Annotated in this window: 18 protein-coding genes and 1 pseudogene; 15 read left to right on the forward strand and 4 right to left on the reverse strand. The window is 34.1% G+C overall.

Annotated elements, in window-relative coordinates; translation table 11 throughout:
* Nucleotides 1-148 precede the first annotated feature (148 nt).
* Nucleotides 149-799 (forward strand): hypothetical protein, encoded by a 651-nt coding sequence (locus tag ACT4_RS07120; RefSeq protein WP_007481004.1) that lies wholly within the window; start codon nucleotides 149-151, stop codon nucleotides 797-799.
* Between the two features lie 22 nt (nucleotides 800-821).
* Here ACT4_RS07120 and ACT4_RS07125 read toward each other — a convergent pair whose 3' ends face one another.
* Nucleotides 822-1,136, reverse strand: coding sequence for a helix-turn-helix domain-containing protein (locus ACT4_RS07125; RefSeq protein WP_007481006.1), 315 nt, complete (start codon nucleotides 1,134-1,136; stop codon nucleotides 822-824).
* A 237-nt stretch (nucleotides 1,137-1,373) separates the two neighbouring features.
* Between ACT4_RS07125 and ACT4_RS07130 the strand changes: the two genes are divergently transcribed.
* The 7 genes and pseudogenes from ACT4_RS07130 (at nucleotide 1,374) to ACT4_RS07155 (ending at nucleotide 6,969) form a co-directional block, all read left to right on the forward strand.
* A complete protein-coding gene (locus ACT4_RS07130; protein ID WP_007481008.1) occupies nucleotides 1,374-2,246 on the forward strand; it encodes a hypothetical protein in 873 nt (290 codons plus the stop codon).
* A gap of 168 nt (nucleotides 2,247-2,414) precedes the next feature.
* On the forward strand, nucleotides 2,415-2,834 hold the full coding sequence (locus ACT4_RS07135) for a hypothetical protein (protein WP_007481009.1): 420 nt from the start codon (nucleotides 2,415-2,417) through the stop codon (nucleotides 2,832-2,834).
* Nucleotides 2,835-3,011: 177 nt separating this feature from the next.
* The gene (locus ACT4_RS07140; protein WP_007481010.1) at nucleotides 3,012-3,206 is read left to right on the forward strand and encodes a DNA-binding protein; all 195 of its coding nucleotides are present in this window, start codon (nucleotides 3,012-3,014) and stop codon (nucleotides 3,204-3,206) included.
* Between the two features lie 176 nt (nucleotides 3,207-3,382).
* Nucleotides 3,383-4,918, forward strand: a complete 1,536-nt coding sequence (gene istA, locus ACT4_RS07145) for an IS21 family transposase (protein ID WP_007481011.1) — start codon at nucleotides 3,383-3,385, stop codon at nucleotides 4,916-4,918.
* The gene (locus ACT4_RS17500) at nucleotides 4,912-5,109 is read left to right on the forward strand and encodes a hypothetical protein (RefSeq protein WP_007481014.1); all 198 of its coding nucleotides are present in this window, start codon (nucleotides 4,912-4,914) and stop codon (nucleotides 5,107-5,109) included. The genes istA and ACT4_RS17500 overlap by 7 nt, the downstream gene beginning before the upstream one ends.
* Before the next feature lie 18 nt (nucleotides 5,110-5,127).
* Nucleotides 5,128-5,667: pseudogene (locus ACT4_RS07150) on the forward strand (ATP-binding protein); the annotation flags it as partial.
* A 72-nt stretch (nucleotides 5,668-5,739) separates the two neighbouring features.
* Entirely contained in the window at nucleotides 5,740-6,969 is a 1,230-nt protein-coding gene (locus ACT4_RS07155) for an NTPase (RefSeq protein ID WP_252316387.1), read from the forward strand.
* A 50-nt stretch (nucleotides 6,970-7,019) separates the two neighbouring features.
* Here ACT4_RS07155 and metG read toward each other — a convergent pair whose 3' ends face one another.
* Entirely contained in the window at nucleotides 7,020-9,077 is a 2,058-nt protein-coding gene (gene metG, locus ACT4_RS07160; RefSeq protein ID WP_007481020.1) for a methionine--tRNA ligase, read from the reverse strand.
* A 202-nt stretch (nucleotides 9,078-9,279) separates the two neighbouring features.
* On the opposite strand from metG, the gene ACT4_RS07165 reads away from it, so the two are divergent.
* On the forward strand, nucleotides 9,280-9,729 hold the full coding sequence (locus ACT4_RS07165) for a hypothetical protein (protein WP_007481022.1): 450 nt from the start codon (nucleotides 9,280-9,282) through the stop codon (nucleotides 9,727-9,729).
* 41 nt (nucleotides 9,730-9,770) lie between these two features.
* Here ACT4_RS07165 and ACT4_RS07170 read toward each other — a convergent pair whose 3' ends face one another.
* Nucleotides 9,771-10,268, reverse strand: coding sequence for a hypothetical protein (locus ACT4_RS07170; protein WP_007481024.1), 498 nt, complete (start codon nucleotides 10,266-10,268; stop codon nucleotides 9,771-9,773).
* 109 nt (nucleotides 10,269-10,377) lie between these two features.
* Here ACT4_RS07170 and ACT4_RS07175 point away from each other — a divergent pair, with 109 nt between their 5' ends.
* The 4 genes from ACT4_RS07175 (at nucleotide 10,378) to ACT4_RS07190 (ending at nucleotide 13,961) form a co-directional block, all read left to right on the forward strand.
* The gene (locus ACT4_RS07175) at nucleotides 10,378-10,911 is read left to right on the forward strand and encodes a GNAT family N-acetyltransferase (RefSeq protein WP_007481026.1); all 534 of its coding nucleotides are present in this window, start codon (nucleotides 10,378-10,380) and stop codon (nucleotides 10,909-10,911) included.
* 185 nt (nucleotides 10,912-11,096) lie between these two features.
* Nucleotides 11,097-11,546, forward strand: a complete 450-nt coding sequence (locus ACT4_RS07180; RefSeq protein ID WP_007481028.1) for a hypothetical protein — start codon at nucleotides 11,097-11,099, stop codon at nucleotides 11,544-11,546.
* Nucleotides 11,547-11,707: 161 nt separating this feature from the next.
* A complete protein-coding gene (gene apbC / locus ACT4_RS07185; RefSeq protein WP_007481030.1) occupies nucleotides 11,708-12,937 on the forward strand; it encodes an iron-sulfur cluster carrier protein ApbC in 1,230 nt (409 codons plus the stop codon).
* Nucleotides 12,938-13,085: 148 nt separating this feature from the next.
* Complete coding sequence (locus tag ACT4_RS07190; RefSeq protein WP_007481033.1) at nucleotides 13,086-13,961, forward strand: 5'-methylthioadenosine/S-adenosylhomocysteine nucleosidase; 876 nt, start codon at nucleotides 13,086-13,088, stop codon at nucleotides 13,959-13,961.
* A 28-nt stretch (nucleotides 13,962-13,989) separates the two neighbouring features.
* Here ACT4_RS07190 and ACT4_RS07195 read toward each other — a convergent pair whose 3' ends face one another.
* Nucleotides 13,990-14,547 carry a DUF2062 domain-containing protein gene (locus ACT4_RS07195; protein ID WP_004881250.1) on the reverse strand — a complete coding sequence of 186 codons (558 nt, stop codon included), beginning with the start codon at nucleotides 14,545-14,547 and terminating at the stop codon, nucleotides 13,990-13,992.
* Nucleotides 14,548-14,875: 328 nt separating this feature from the next.
* Between ACT4_RS07195 and ACT4_RS07200 the strand changes: the two genes are divergently transcribed.
* Both ACT4_RS07200 and dcd read left to right on the forward strand, forming a co-directional pair.
* Nucleotides 14,876-15,469 carry a LysE family translocator gene (locus ACT4_RS07200; RefSeq protein WP_007481037.1) on the forward strand — a complete coding sequence of 198 codons (594 nt, stop codon included), beginning with the start codon at nucleotides 14,876-14,878 and terminating at the stop codon, nucleotides 15,467-15,469.
* A 106-nt stretch (nucleotides 15,470-15,575) separates the two neighbouring features.
* Nucleotides 15,576-16,145, forward strand: a complete 570-nt coding sequence (gene dcd / locus ACT4_RS07205; RefSeq protein ID WP_004881246.1) for a dCTP deaminase — start codon at nucleotides 15,576-15,578, stop codon at nucleotides 16,143-16,145.
* Nucleotides 16,146-16,196: the final 51 nt, after the last annotated feature.

Raw genomic sequence — 16,196 nt, forward strand, 5'->3', positions numbered from 1 at the left:
TGAGGTCTATTGTGTTTGATTTAAAAAAGAAAAGCTATACATCTTAATGGAATGCGTCAGTTTATGACGCAATACTTACTTTTCTATCTATATATTTGTTAAATTTTTTGCTTAGATAAAAGATCTATTCATGCATAGGATGTTACATATGGAGTGGGTTAAACTAATAGTAGGAGTTTTATTAGGGCTTGGCTTTTTTGGAACAATGATTAAATGGATTTTTTCTCCAAGATTTCGTATGGAATTAAAAAAGAAAAATTTCAAAGAAGATAAAATAGAGTTGGATAATTATTTAGAAGCATGTAAGAAATTTAACCAAAATAAAAATTCATTACAACCTATACAATTCCAATATGCGACTAATCATTTTTTAGGAACTAATAGATATCACTATAGTTTTTTCAATAAACGAATTAATAATTTATGGAACTTCAACAAGATTTTTTCAGATTTAAATCATGGTTATTTCTTCCTAAAACAAAGCATAGAAAATAATCAAGCATATTTAGAATATACCTTTAAAGAAAAAACGATTAAGAATATCAAGTCAACAGCAATAATAATACTTATTTGTGCTGCATTAGTATATCTAGGTTTAGTAATATTTGAAGTATTTTTCCTAGAAGAACTTACTTCAAGTAAACGAATAGATAAGGATGCATATTCATTTTATAAAATTCTTTCCTGTATAGTGTATGTCGTTCTGATCATTGGGGCATCATACTTTGGTGGTAAAGCAAGTACGGCTTTATATCTGAAAGATATTTTTGATATTAGGAATAAGAGTGATCAGAATTAAATTTCTAAAGTCGACAAAAAATTTAATTAGACTTCTCAATAAATTTTAAAACTTCTAATTTCTGTAACTCTGATAGCAAATGCAATTTTAATATAATTTCAGCCATCAAGCTATCTTCGGTATAAAAATAAGAAACAGGTACTTCTAAAACATCCGCAATTTTTGTTGCCATGAGAAAATCTGGCACATGTTTTCCCGTTTCATATTGATTCATCCTCGCACTAGCAGAGGATTCATCTATACCTGCCAAGATTCCTAATCGTTCTTGAGAAAGTTTTTTTTCTGTTCGGGCAGTTCTTAAGCGCACAGAAAAAATATTTGAAGTATTTCGTACCATGAGCTTAGTAATAGATCATAAAACTAAGATTTTCTTAGTTTTGAGTTGATTTTTTACTAAGGATTCCTTAGTATTTTTTAAGACTAAGGAATCCTTAGCTTCAATCAATTAGATACGATAGGGATTCATGATCATTTACTTCGTAGTTTTATCAATGCTCAATTTTGCAAAAAAGTTCTCGTACATAGATGTATAGGAAAACTGTTCAAACTAAGTGAAACATTAAAGAGAGGGATAATGAATACAATTAAATTAATTATTGGACTTTCATTCATAACAAGTATGGTCGGCTGTGCAACCGTTAATCATATAAAAATGTCTGATGTCTCAAATTTTAAAAGTCCTAGTGAAGTCATTACTGCAAAACAACTGAATGGGAGGAGTGGCTCAGGAAAAGAGTATATGGTTTCCTCCGAGTTACTTGATCATAAAATTCCATTCACTTATTTAAAAACATTTTGTGAATCACAAAATGGACATTTTGTTCAAACATATCAATCTAAATTTTCTAGGTTAACAACACCTATTCAGGGTTATACAGATATTGCACTAAAATATATTGGAGGGTTTACTTGTTCAGCTTCACAGCCTTGGGGTGTACGAATTGAACCCATTGCCAATAGATACAATCAACTATACCAGCTCACTTTTCTTACATTAAAAACTGAATTAGCTACTCCTACCGATCTTCTAAATACTTCAAATGATTACTATACACTTGATCTCAAAAAACAACGAGAGATCGATGCTCAAAGACAACAACGAAATCAAGAGATTAGAAATCAACAACAAAACTATCAACGTATGGTTGCGGCTAATGCACCTAAAGCAAATGATATTGGTCATACAATTTGTAAAGATACTTCAGTTTCTGAATATACAGGTTTAGTAGTGCTTGGGCAGCCCCAATTTCGAACTGTGGATGGTGCAAAAGTGATTGCAAATCTAGAAGCTATTAGTAACAACAATCTTAAAATCAACATCAAAGGTTGGCTAAGTAATAACAATAGTATTGCTTCAGGAAATAACGTGATGTACAAGCAAACACCACTTGAGTCGGGAAGAGTGATTTGGGATAGCAAAGAAAATTGGTATACCTGTGCGTATTAGAAACAGCCAATATTCAATCAGTTGCATCCAAGAGATTTAAGCATATAAATCTAATTAATATGTCTATCTTTTGGATGCATACATGTTATATGTTTACCCTTCATTCAATTTTAGGGAAAGTTTGCATATAGGATTAGTAATCCTAGCTATATTTCTGGAAATTGTATTATGTCAAAATCAGTTAACTTACCTTTGTATAATGATTTTTTAAAAATTTTCATTGAGTATGAAATAGTCAATTGGCAAGCAAAGCATTTTTGGGAGAAAATGAAATTAAATCAACATTACAGGACTAAAGAAGATAAACGTTTAATGTATGTGGGACTAAAAATTCTACTTAAATGTGAATATCTTAAAGTTGATGTGGATCAATCCTCAAAAAAAGCTTTTAGTTACAATGAGACTCATCGCTTGAATGAACTCAGAGATAAGCATAAAAAACAAAAACTTGAATCGATATTCTCAATAAAAAGAGCTGAGTTTTTAAATGAAATAGATGATAAAGAAAATAATATTAAATTCATTGAATCATTGCTATCAGATGATAAAACTTTAAAAAATATTTTATTAATCATAAAGAAAAATTAAAAAAGATATAAAGAACATTAAATCAAATATTAGGTTTATGGATGAGATTATGAATTAATAAATATTAAATTATTAAAAAACAAAAATAAAATCAAACATTAATTTAATATTATTTTTCTTAACCTATGTATTTTAACAATATATCTTTTTGTCAAATTTATTCAAAATTCGTCTAATATGATCAAATCAATTAAACAAGTTAGAGATGATTTTTTAAAATCAGGAATATCTATTGCTGAATGGTCGAGGAATAACAATTTCTCACCTGATCTTGTATATCGAATTTTTAAAAGTAATAAAATTCCGCAGCGTGGTGAAAGCCATAAAATAGCTGTAAAACTTGGAATTAAGGAGGAAAAACATATGACTTAATTCAATGTAGTTTTTATTTAACCGCAGAAAGTATAAAGACCCATGGTTGCACATGAGTCTTTATAGGGTTGTCTATCAATTGGAATCTCAAGACAAATCCATTCTAGAAGACATTACTAAATTAAGCAATGTTTAAGGTGCTTTCTGCCTCATTTTCTTATTCTGAGGTAAATTCTATGAACACATCTATTGAAAAAATTAGGCTAGTGGTTAGCTATTTATTTAATTATCAAAGTAACAGAGAAATCTCCAAAATTGTAGCAGTTTCTCGTGAAACTGTAGCGAAAATAAAGACTTTATTGCATCTATCAGGATTAACGTTTGACGAATTCACAGAACTTAGCAATTCTGAGTTAGAAGAAAGATTGAAAATCGATCGTTCTATTCAAAGGATTAAAAAACCACAACCAAATGCCGAAAAACTTTGTAAAGAGTTGCTAGAACATAAGGGACTTACAAAAGCAGTCCTATGGGAAGAGTATCGCTTGCAAACAAATGGAAATGGCGTAGGTTATACAAGATTTTGTGAGTTAATAAAAGAAGAGCAAAAGCAAAAGAATATCTCAAAAAAACAAGAATATTATCCCGCTGAAACTATACAAATTGATTATAGTGGCGATCTTATCGATATTGAATTATCAAATGGTGACGTACTTAAAGTTAATATTTTTGTTGGTATTTTGCCTTTTTCAAAATGGATTTTTGCTTATGCTACAAAAACACAAAAGACTGAAGATTGGATTAAAGGATGTATCATGATGTTCAATAAAATGAATGGAATACCTCAAACCATCATTTGTGATAATGCTAAAGCATTAATTGTTAAAAATAAAAATAGAGTTGTAGAGATTAATTCATATTTTCAAGAATTTTTGGAGTTTCATAAAATAAATGTTCTCCCTGCTCGCCCTAAAAAACCTCGTGATAAAGCTAGTGGCGAAAATGCAGTCAATATCATACAAAAGCAAGTTTTAATGCGCATGCGCAATGAAAAGTTTTCAAGCCTAGAAGCTCTAAATGAAAGGCTTGAGTATATGACAGACTGCTACAATCATAAAAAGACAAAAACTTTTCCCGATAGCAGGATGGCTATTTTCATTGAGCAAGAAAAAAAAGCATTGCGCCCTTTACCTATGATTAGATATAAGATATTTGAAAAATATATAAAGACGGTAGTACCTTCAGATTATCATGTACACTATTTAAATAATTTCTATTCCGTTCCATATAAATATATTAGAGAAACGGTTGAATTAAAAATTTCAGATAATGAGATATGTATTTTTCATGATAAGAAATTAATAGCTAAGCATATACTTCTTGTAGGAGTTGGAAGAACATCTACAAAAAATGAACATCAGGTTGAGAAACATAAGATAAAAGACTATTTATCGAAGGACAGCATCCTAAGCTGGTCAAAAATAATTGGAGTGAATACTTTCAATTATTGTAATTTTATTTTGCAAAAGGATAGTAACTTATATAATAACTTAAATTATTTATTTAATTTAAGGGAATGGATAATGGATAAGGAATTCGATGATAGGGTTGAAGAAGCATTATCGTATGCTTACAAATTAAAAATAGAGAATTTATCTCGTCTGAAAGCGATTATCGAATCAAAATCATATCTTAACATCAAGAATAATACATCGAGAAAGCATAAAAATTTAAGAGGTGCAGATTACTATAAGAAGGCAGAAAAATGTTAAGTCATCAATTAACCATCTTGCTAAAAAAACTAAAACTACATAATTTTGTTACATCATTAGATGCTAATATTGATGCTGTTTATTCAAATAAATTAAATTTTGAAGAGGCTCTGATTGATGCTTGTAATACAGAATTGTTGATACGCCATCAAAAGACTCTTAATCGACTGATAAGAGGTGCAAATTTATGATATCCACAGGCATGTGTTGATGATGTCAATTTTTCTGTCGAACGTGGAGGATTATCTAGGCAGGTTATAAATAGATTTTCAGAATGCACATGGATTAATATTCATAAAAATATAAATATATTAGGCCCAACTGGAATAGGTAAAACATGGCTTGCCTGTGCATTCGCTACCGAAGCATGTAAACGTGGATATAAAACTAGCTTTTATAAAGCTTCTAAGTTTATTGATTTGTTAGAACGGGCAGTTGATGATTCCAATGATGAGCTGTTTATAAAAAATTTGATTAAATTTAATCTAATTGTAATTGATGATTTTGGTCTCAATACCATTCCTTCCAAAGTTGAAAATCTTTTATTAGATTTTGTAGATAGATATTCAATAAACGGAAGCTTACTGATAACAAGTCAGTTTTCTTATGATTTATGGTATGAGAAATTTCATGATCCTACGATAGCTGATGCAATTCTAGATCGAATTATTCATAATTCTTATACTCTGGAAATAAGTGGTGACTCCATGAGAAGAGTCGGATCTACTGATGACATAGCTACTCTTTAAGAGTGGCTGGTTTTAAAGTGAAATACGTGGCAAATTTTAAGTGTGATATACAATGAATTAGATAATTTTGAATTGAAAGAAAAACTAATAGCTACGATTCCGCATATTGCTGAAATTTTTAATAGAATTGGATATAAGAATTTAAGGGCATTCAAGCAAAGTATTTTTGACTTTGAGCGATTTTATATAAAAGATACTTTTGAATGGAAAGGAGATTTTGATCAAGAGATTTTTGAGAAAATTTTAAAGTATTTCTTAATTCTTTCATTAGAGAACAAAAAAGGACGTTTTCAGAACGAGATTTTAAAATTCAAGGAAGATGAGGAGAAAAATAATAAGATTGAAGAAAAAGATAAAAATGAGATTTTGAAAATTTTTCGTGGAATTGATAGTAAGGACTCAGAGGAGTTCATGAATAAATATGGTTTGTCATTGAGTGATTTTATTTTTTCACCAGAAGTATGGAATGAAATTATTAATTTGAATATTGTAGATAAAAATAAAATAGATTTAGAGTTGTATGAAGCTCATTTTAGATTAAAAGAAGAGAAGCCTACTTGGTTTAAGTTAATGGGTTTTTGGGATTTAAGTGATTTGGAGTTTGATGATTTAATAAAAAAAGCAAAAGAAGAAATTGAGAGTAATAGACTGAAACATCCTACAGATGTACTACATACTATTAGCATGTTGATTTATTTTAAAGAAAATAAGCTTATATTTTTTAGAGTAGATAAGTTGTTGCCAGTTGCTAAAGCTCATTGGATAAATATTTTTGAAATTCAAGAAAGAATAAGAGAAATAAATGATTTTAGTTTTACTGAATATTCTGGTTCATATGGTTTTTTTGCTAAAGGAATAGAGGAGTTTGATAAGTTTATCAGAGAAATCATGGAATCCTATAAAGATAAATATAAAGCAAAAAATATAAAAAGGGTTCAAGAGCTATTGATGTTAATGGAAACAAATGGTTGGTTGTTTGCTCAACGTATCAGCTTAACGAATAGAGAGGAAAACTTTTACTATGATTTACCAATTTTAAAAGAAATCAACTCTGAAGAGTTCGCAAGAAAACTTTGTAATACTAATATCCATCATTGTAATAGCATACTTTATGGGCTTTCTACTAGATATAAAATTAAAGCTTCGTTTGACATGTATAAAGAGGAAAAAGATTGGTTTGATAATGTAGAAGATATTATTAGAACAAAGATATTTCCGATAGCTAATAAGATTCTAAGAGCGAAAATTACTTTAAGAATCCTCCCTGAAATTTCAAAAATTAAGAAAGATGCAATAAGATAATAAAAAAGCCCCTACAACGTAGAGGCTTTTCTCATCTAAGATTTAAAATCTTAAGAAACTTTATCGCCAGCTTTAGCGCCAGATTCAGGTGAAATCACCCAAACACCTTCGCCATTACCCGCTGCAAGTACCATACCGTTAGAAATACCAAAACGCATTTTACGAGGTGCAAGGTTAGCGACCATCACCACCAATTTGCCTTTTAAGTCTTCTGGCTGATAGAACTCACGAATGCCACTAAACACATTACGTGGTTCAGCTTCACCTACATTCAAAGTGAGTTGAAGTAATTTATCAGAACCTTCGACAGTTGAAGCTTCTAAAACTTCTGCTACACGGAGGTCAACTTTCATAAAGTCTTCAATACCAATAATTTCAGCTTCACCCACTTTAGGCTCAGGCTTCTTCTCGGCTTTCTTCTCTTTTTTCTTTTCCACTTTTGGTGCTTCTGCCGCAGCAGCTAAAGAGTCTTTCGATGCATCCACCATCGCTGTAACTGCTTTAGGATCAACACGTTGCATCAGTGGTTGGAATTGAGCAATTTCATGTCCAATTAAGATTTGCTGACGTGATGCAAAGTTAAAACTTTCAAGTTGTAAGAATGCTTGAACTTGAGCTGCAAGTGTCGGAAGAACAGGAGCCAAATAAATCGCAAGCTGACGGAATAAGTTAATGCCGACTGAGCATACATCATGAACTTGTTGTTCTTGACCTTCTTGCTTAGCAAGTGCCCATGGCTTTTTCTCGTCGATATATTGATTCGCTTTATCCGCAAGTGCCATGATTTCACGGATCGCCGCAGAAAATTCACGATCTTCATAGGCTTGAGCAATTGAATCGCCCGCATCAATAAAGCTTTGCACAAGTTCAGGTTCTGCACATGTGCTTGAAAGCGTATTGTTGAAAGTGGTGTTAATAAATTTTGCACAACGGCTGGCAATATTCACTACTTTACCAACAAGGTCAGAATTCACTTTTTGAACGAAGTCATCTAAGTTCAAATCTGAATCTTCAACTTTGTCTGAAAGCTTAGAGGCAAAGTAATAACGTAAATATTCAGGATTCAAATGCTGTAAATACGTTTCAGCTTTAATGAATGTGCCGCGAGACTTCGACATCTTCTGACCATTCACCGTCAAGAAACCATTTACAAATAAACCTGATGGCGTGCGGTAGTTTGCACCTTCAAGCATTGCAGGCCAGAACAACGCATGGAAGTAAACGATGTCTTTACCGATGAAGTGATAGACTTCATTTTCAGAATCTTTTTTCCAGAAATCATCGAAGCTTAGATCAGGGCGTTTCGTTTTGATATAGTTTTCAAAACTCGACATATAACCAATCGGCGCATCGACCCAAACATAGAAATATTTATTCGGTGCATCGGGAATTTCAAAGCCAAAATAAGGTGCATCACGAGAAATATCCCAATCCGCTAAACCTGCGTCAAACCATTCATCAAGTTTGTTGGCAATGGATAAAGGTAAGCGGCCTTCGTCACGCGTCCACTTCTGTAAATATTCTGCAAAATTTGGCAGCTTAAAGAAATAATGGTCTGAAGATTTCTCAACAGGTGTTGCACCACTTAGCGTTGAGCGAGGGTTCAGTAATTCGGTTGCATTGTAAGTTGTACCGCAGACTTCACATGAGTCGCCGTATTGATCTTCCGCTTTACATTTCGGACAAGTGCCCTTGATGAAACGGTCAGATAGGAACATGCCTTTTTCAGGATCAAATAACTGGGTTACAGGACGAACTGCGATGTTGTCTGCTTCACGGTTTTTGATATAAATCTCAGAAGCGCGTGCTTTGTTTGCATCGCTATGCGTTGAATCATAATGATCAAAATGCACGCCAAAACCATCAAAATCACGAATATGCTCTTTCTGCACATTGGCAATTTGCGCTTCTGGGCTAATCCCATTCGCTTCAGCACGTAACATGATCGCAGTACCGTGAGCATCATCCGCGCATACATAAGTCACGTCATGGCCCATTGCACGCATCGCACGAACCCAAATATCTGCTTGGATATAACCGAGTAAGTGACCCATATGGATTGGACCATTGGCATAAGGTAGGGCATTGGTGACTAAAATTTTACGCACGGATATTGTTCTCTCATTCGTATTTGCAAGGCAGATGATTTTACATGACTTAGGACAGACTTGCACAAATGAATCAGGGAAATCTTTTAATCCTATTGTGATCTCATCGTTTTAAGACTTCATGCAATCTTCACATTGGCTTCAATCAAAGCACATTTGTTTGATTGAGAATAATTACAATATCAAAGAATGGAAAATAAAAATGAGATCTTGGTCTTTAGTCTGTGCATCATTGGTTGCGAGTTTGGTGTCTGTTTTAAGTTTTGTTATTCCTTTCTGTGTATTTTTATATGTTCAGCAGGATCATGTGACACGCCTAGCGAGCCGAGGATTTGAAGTTATGGTCTATCTGACACCGATTTTATGGCTAATTGGCTTTATTGCTTACGCTATTGTATTGGCGGTATTGAAGTTGCCGAAAAAGATTTTCGATCTTGTTCAAATTTTAAAATCGGGCTTGGTTCTTTTTATTGTGTGGATGCCATTCGTTTTAATGATTTTTTTAGAAGCTCAAGTTGATCAGACTGATTTCTCAGTATTATTTATTGGTTTGATGGTTTATTTTGCACTTTTGTTTTTAATGGTTTTGGGATGTATGAGTGCGAATGCTTGTTATTTTGTGCTAGAGAATAAAAGGAAAGAGATATTCTAATCTGTATTAAAACTCAAGCCTAAAACATGTGCCCCGAAGGATCACATGTTCTGCATTTGCTTAACCGTCACACTCTGCTTTGAGTTTTTTCTTAAAGAGATGATTTTCCCTTTAGATAAGAAATGAATGTGATAGCTCTTTAAGCTATTGGTTTTAGGATCAACTGTAATTTCAGCAAATAAAGGCGTTTGCCAAAGTTCATCACTGCCCAGCGTCCCTAACCAAGCTTGCGCTTTGATTGCAGCGGTAAATTCATCTTTAATTTCTAAATTGCTGATGCTGAGTTCACTGCACCAATGAACAGTTTTTGGGAACTCAACTTTAGAAAATTTCCAACAAATCGAAAGCGCTAAACTACTTTCAATACCAGCATAATCATTACTTTCATGGTGAATGACTGGAATCAGTTGTTCAGCCAAATCTCCTTCAAACGAAAGAATCATATTTTGGATTCTTCTTTTACTTGAAAGGATGTACTTCAAACGCTTTTCTTGAGCTTGCAGTTCATTTTGAATTTCTAAGAGTTCATTTTCATTCATATATACAGTTCTATAGACAAGGACTATGATTTCGATATGAGCAAAAGTATATCTGATCTATCTCCTTATATTGTTAATAGTTTTTAATTCATATTTGATGGTTCTAAAAATGATCGAAACACCTAGACTGATTTTGCGCCAATGGTTGCCAGAGGATTATCCGTGCTTTGCTCAGATGAGTACGAATCCCAAAGTGATGCAGTATTTTCCGAAGTTACTGTCACGCTCTGAAAGTGATGCATTGATTGATAAATTCCACGACATCATTGATCATCAAGGTTGGGGATTTTGGGCAGTCGAATTAAAAGCAACGCATCAATTCATTGGCTTTGTTGGTTTACATGAACAAGCAACACAGTTTTCATTTTCGCCATGTGTAGAAATCGGTTGGCGTTTAGATCATGCGTATTGGGGACAGGGCTATGCGACGGAAGCGGCTCAGGCTGCTTTAAAATTTGCCTTTGACCAATTGGCATTAGAAAAAGTAGTTTCATTTACGACTCTGGAAAATACGAAGTCTCAATCAGTCATGCAGAAGCTCAATATGACATATGTTAAAGACTTTCAACATCCAGCTTTGGCAGTGGATCATCCTTTATGTTGGCATGTGCTTTATCAAATAGAAAAAAATGATTTTTGCTGAGTAAATAACAATTAGATCTTGTTTTGTAAAGCTTTAATGTGGAAGTGTAGTGATCAGAAAAGTATTTGAATCTTCCTGTATTTGCTTTGTTTCAATTTGCAGCGAATAGCGAAAACATCCTTTAAACGCGTTATAAATGAGTCTGATCCAAACAATATGTTTTTTAGCTATAGTGAGGAATGAACATGACAAACGAAAAAATTGATGAATTAAAAACTCAAGCAAATGAATTAGGTAATGATCTGAAATACAAAGCGAAAGAAGCTCAGTTGCAAGGCGAGAAAGCCGTTGATGATTTAAAGCATTCAGCTGAGGAATTAAAGTTGAAAGGCGAAAAAGCTTTAGATGACTTGAAGAAAGATGTATCTGAGCAAAATGAGGAAGGCAAACAAGCATTCTCAAGTAAAGTAGATGAAATCAAAGCTAAACTTGAAGATACACAACACAATGTTCAAGATAAGTTTGATCATTTGAAAGAAGAAGCTGGTCATAAGTTTGATGATGCAAAAGCAAGAGCTGCTGAATTGAAAGATGAAGCCTCTGCGAAATTTGATGATCTCAAAGCTCAAGCAGGTCATAAGCTAGATGATCTCAAAAAAGCGGCATCAGACACATTGAATAAATTTAAAGGCTAACCTTAATTTATTTTTATTAATGTTTTCTCAAGCTCATATTCTGGAAATACATAGGCTCTAAAAAATGAGCAATTATCTTTCTGGATATGAGCTTCAACTTTCTAATACTGCTACACTAGCCACACTCAGTGATACGTTGATCTGTTTTTGGAGTAAACAAAATGTCGTGGCTTTCTTCCTTAAAATCTGTTTTTTCACCAGCGCAAGAAGTGAAGGAAGATGATATTCAAACTGTTCTCCAAAACTATGTTTTACCTAACTCTAGCAATGCTTTAAAAGATCGCATTAGCCAAGTGAATGTAGAAGGTCGAGTGTTACAGCTAACGATCAATACTTATCCTGAAGAGAAAGATTATTTACAACAGATCCATGATGATCTCGCGGATGCGTTAGAGAAATGCGGCATTCAAGAGTTGAATCTACACATTATTCAACAGAAACATGCAGCTCATGGTGAAGCAGGGCATAGTTGTTCATCTAAGTCAAAAGCTGAAAATAGTAATCTTCCACCTGTGATGGATGCATCTCCAAAAGCAGAGGTTGATCCAAACAATCCACCGATTCAAAAAGCAGCGCCACAGCAACGTGATGTAGCGGCGCATCCTCGTATCCAAAATGTGATTTTGGTGTCATCAGGCAAAGGCGGTGTAGGTAAATCTACAACAACTGTCAACCTTGCACTTGCATTACAAAAGTTAGGTCTAAAAGTGGGTGTTTTAGATGCTGATATCTATGGGCCGAGTATTCCAACGATGTTGGGTAATGCAGGTAGAACACCTCTCATCGAAAATGAAAATTTTGTTCCTATAGATGCCTATGGTATGGCGGTTTTGTCGATTGGACATTTAATTGGTGCACTTAACACACCTGTCGCTTGGCGTGGACCGAAAGCAACAGGGGCATTAATGCAATTGTTTAATCAAACTCTTTGGCCTGATTTGGATGTGCTTGTAATTGATATGCCACCTGGTACAGGTGATATTCAACTTACACTGGCGCAACGTATTCCAGTAACAGGCGCAGTGATTGTAACAACCCCACAAAACGTTGCACTTATGGATGCAACTAAAGGTATTGAGCTATTTAATAAAGTTAACATTCCCGTGTTAGGTGTGATTGAGAATATGTCTACGCATATTTGTTCTAACTGTGGTCACGAAGAGCAAATTTTTGGTACGGGTGGTGGTGATCAGCTTTCTGAACAATACGAGATTCCATTGCTCGGACGTTTACCTTTGAACGTTCAAATTCGTGAAAATGCCGATAACGGTAAACCAAGCGTTGTTGCCCAAGATGAGGCAGCAGATAGTTATATGAACATAGCGCAAGCCGTTATGGTGCAAATGGATAAATTACCCAAGCGCCAACGTGATGATAAACGCATATTTTAAATGACCTAATAAAGCCCAGCGAATAAAGCTGGGTTTTTACTATTTGATTAAAAAAGTTATTTATTTAATTGTTTTAAAATAATTTATAAATCTAAAAATTGGTATACAGATTGCTTGTAAGCTATTTTAACAAGTCTATAGGCAAATCATGTTGTTTAAGCGAATCATGGCTATCACAAGCGTTTGTAGTGCATTAATTCTTGGTGCGTGTAATGATGATAACAACCAATCATCTAGCTCATCATCTCCCCAGCCAAAGCAACTACAGCCAATCATTATACAAGGTGCCTTGCCTGTAGAGTCTGAAAGCATGGCTGCCAAACTAGACAATGTAAGTGTTGAAACCATTGGTGGTTGGAAGTTTTGGAAAGGAACTTACAAAAATTATCCTGTGATTGTATCTAAAACCCGAATGGGCATGAGTAATTCGGCTGCTGCGACCGCAATTGCAATTCAGCGCTATCAACCAATTGCTATCATTAACCAAGGAACGTCTGGTGGTCATGATCCAGCATTGCATGTATTCGATATTGTCCTAGGCAAATACACAACCAATATCGGGGCATTTAGAACGCCTAAACAACCTGTTGGTGGAGGTTCAGACTCACTGACGTGGAATGAAGCGTTCGATGTGTTACCCGATGATGAATCAGATCCTGAGCCAATTGCGATTAGAAAATTTGAAGGGGATAATGACTTACTTCTTGCCGCTTATAACGCCAAAGTGAACTACACAAAAGGTCAAGTTGTTGAGGGTACGATTGGCTCCGCAGATGTGTGGAATAATGAGCTTGATCGAATTAATTTTTTCCATACCCGATATGGAACTTCTGTTGAGGAAATGGAAGCTGCTTCTGTTGCACAGATTGCGCAACAATTTAATGTTCCATTTCTAGGTATTCGTATTTTATCCAATAACATTACCAATAATGGAGCATATGACCCCGCGACTGGTGAGGCTTGTCAGGATTATGTTCTCGATGTGGTCGAACAATATATGAAAGCGAAAAGTCAAACGAATTGATTGTTAATAGAACAATAAGGAGGGGCTGTTAAGCGGTCTCTTCTTTTTGATATTTAGTTCTTTTTTTCCAGCTTCTGATGACAAGAAAACGCCAAATAACATGGGTGAGAACATAGAAAATAATTGCAAATAATATGGCTTCAATCACTAAACCAGACACTAAAATTTTCGCTAAACTAAAATCAATATGACCATGACCAAAGTTCTTAATCCAATTTACGATTTGGTGAAGTACGCCAAGCAGCATTTCTTTGTTAATCATGTTGACATGGTAGATCTTAGTACCAAACCAAAAGCCTAGATAGAGAATGGGAACCACTGTAAAAGGATTGGTTAACCAAGCCATGCAAAGACCGATTGGTAAATTTACCTCAAACCAAAGAACAGTCAATATAATAAATAGACTGTGAAATGGAACAGGAAGAATTCCCCAAAATGTTCCAATAAACATTGCTTTTGCAATCGAGTGGCGATTTACGTACCAAAGTAATGGATTTAAGGTTTGTTGACCAAAAATTCGCATAAACTTAATACTTGCAACCTTTTCAGATGAAGGTAGCCACTTATGAAAGAATTGCTTAGGCATAAAGAAATGGTGACATAAGATAAAAGCATGATCGCTGTATGATTATAAAATAACATTATTTGCTTAGATAAAACTTAAAAATTTTTCAGGGTCATTATCTTTGTAAAATATAAGAAAATTTTCAAAGTAATCTTTAGATAGACGTTTTATTAAACATCTTTAAATAAATGACTATTGAGTAGCTTTTGCTTGAAATTCATAAATATGAAATAAAATAAATAGTTGGTAAATGATTGAAGTAATAAGGATATAAGTGTTTACAGTTGTTTTTTTTGCTATAAATTTGTAATTGGATTAATCTCAAATAATCCTTTAGTGAGGTCATTTGATGATTTCATGGTTTTTTATTGGTTTAGTTATAACCATATTATTTACTCCCGGTCCAACAAACACTCTGCTTGCATCTTCAGGTGTACAAGTTGGTATCAAAAGATCACTTCTACTCATCCCAGCAGAAGCGATAGGCTATATTTTGGCAATTACGGTTTGGGGTTTATTCATAGGTAAAATTTCAGCAACTTTGCCTTTAGTTCCAGCTTTTCTTAAGTTGATGAGTGCAGCATATATCCTATATCTAGCTGTGAAATTATGGCGTACTGCAAATCAGCATGTGGCTTTAAATCAGCCCACAATTCGACCACGTGAATTGTTGTGCGCGACATTGTTAAATCCCAAAGCCCTTTTATTCGCATCAGCAATTTTTCCAGCTTTAGCATGGAAAGACCAAGAGGTTTATCTCTTACATATAAGTGTATTTGTAGGCTTGATTTTGCCGATTGCATTATTTTGGATTTATGTTGGGTCAATGTTAGCTATCAATAAAGTAAAATGGTTATCACAGTCTAAGTTGCAACGCACAGCTTCGGTAATCTTGGTTAGCTTTTCCATCCCAATCAGTTATTCCGCACTTATTAATTTATAAACGATATTGCAGTATTCATAGCAACAGTCTTGAGCTGTTATTTTCATTGCTGCTGTTTTGCGTTAAAGTAGCCGCCAATCATTCATTAAGATTTTGGATAAAAGTCATGGCAATAAAATCTGATCGTTGGATTCGTGAAATGAGCGAAAAACACGGCATGATTGAACCTTATGCAGAGAATCAAGTTCGTTTCGGAGAAAACGGAGATAAGTTGATTTCTTATGGGGTATCTAGCTATGGCTATGATGTTCGTTGTGCTCGTGAATTTAAAGTTTTCACAAATGTGCATTCTGCAATTGTTGATCCGAAAAACTTCGATGATAAAAGCTTTATCGACATTGAGTCCGACGTTTGTATTATTCCACCAAACTCATTTGCGCTTGCGCGTACAATCGAATACTTCCGTATCCCACGTAATGTTTTAACAGTATGTTTAGGTAAATCAACCTATGCGCGTTGCGGTATCATTGTAAATGTAACGCCTTTAGAACCAGAGTGGGAAGGTCACGTAACGCTTGAGTTCTCAAATACAACAAATTTACCAGCACGTATTTATGCGGGTGAAGGTGTCGCCCAAATGCTTTTCTTTGAAAGCGATGAAGTGTGTGAAACATCATATAAAGATCGTGGTGGTAAGTACCAAGGTCAAACAGGTGTGACTTTACCTAAGACTTAAATTAAAAAACCCATCATTTGTAAATGATGGGTTTTTAATATAATGATTTTT

The sequence above is a fragment of the Acinetobacter sp. NBRC 100985 genome (assembly GCF_000241225.1).
GTDB classification, from domain to species: Bacteria; Pseudomonadota; Gammaproteobacteria; order Pseudomonadales; family Moraxellaceae; genus Acinetobacter; species Acinetobacter venetianus.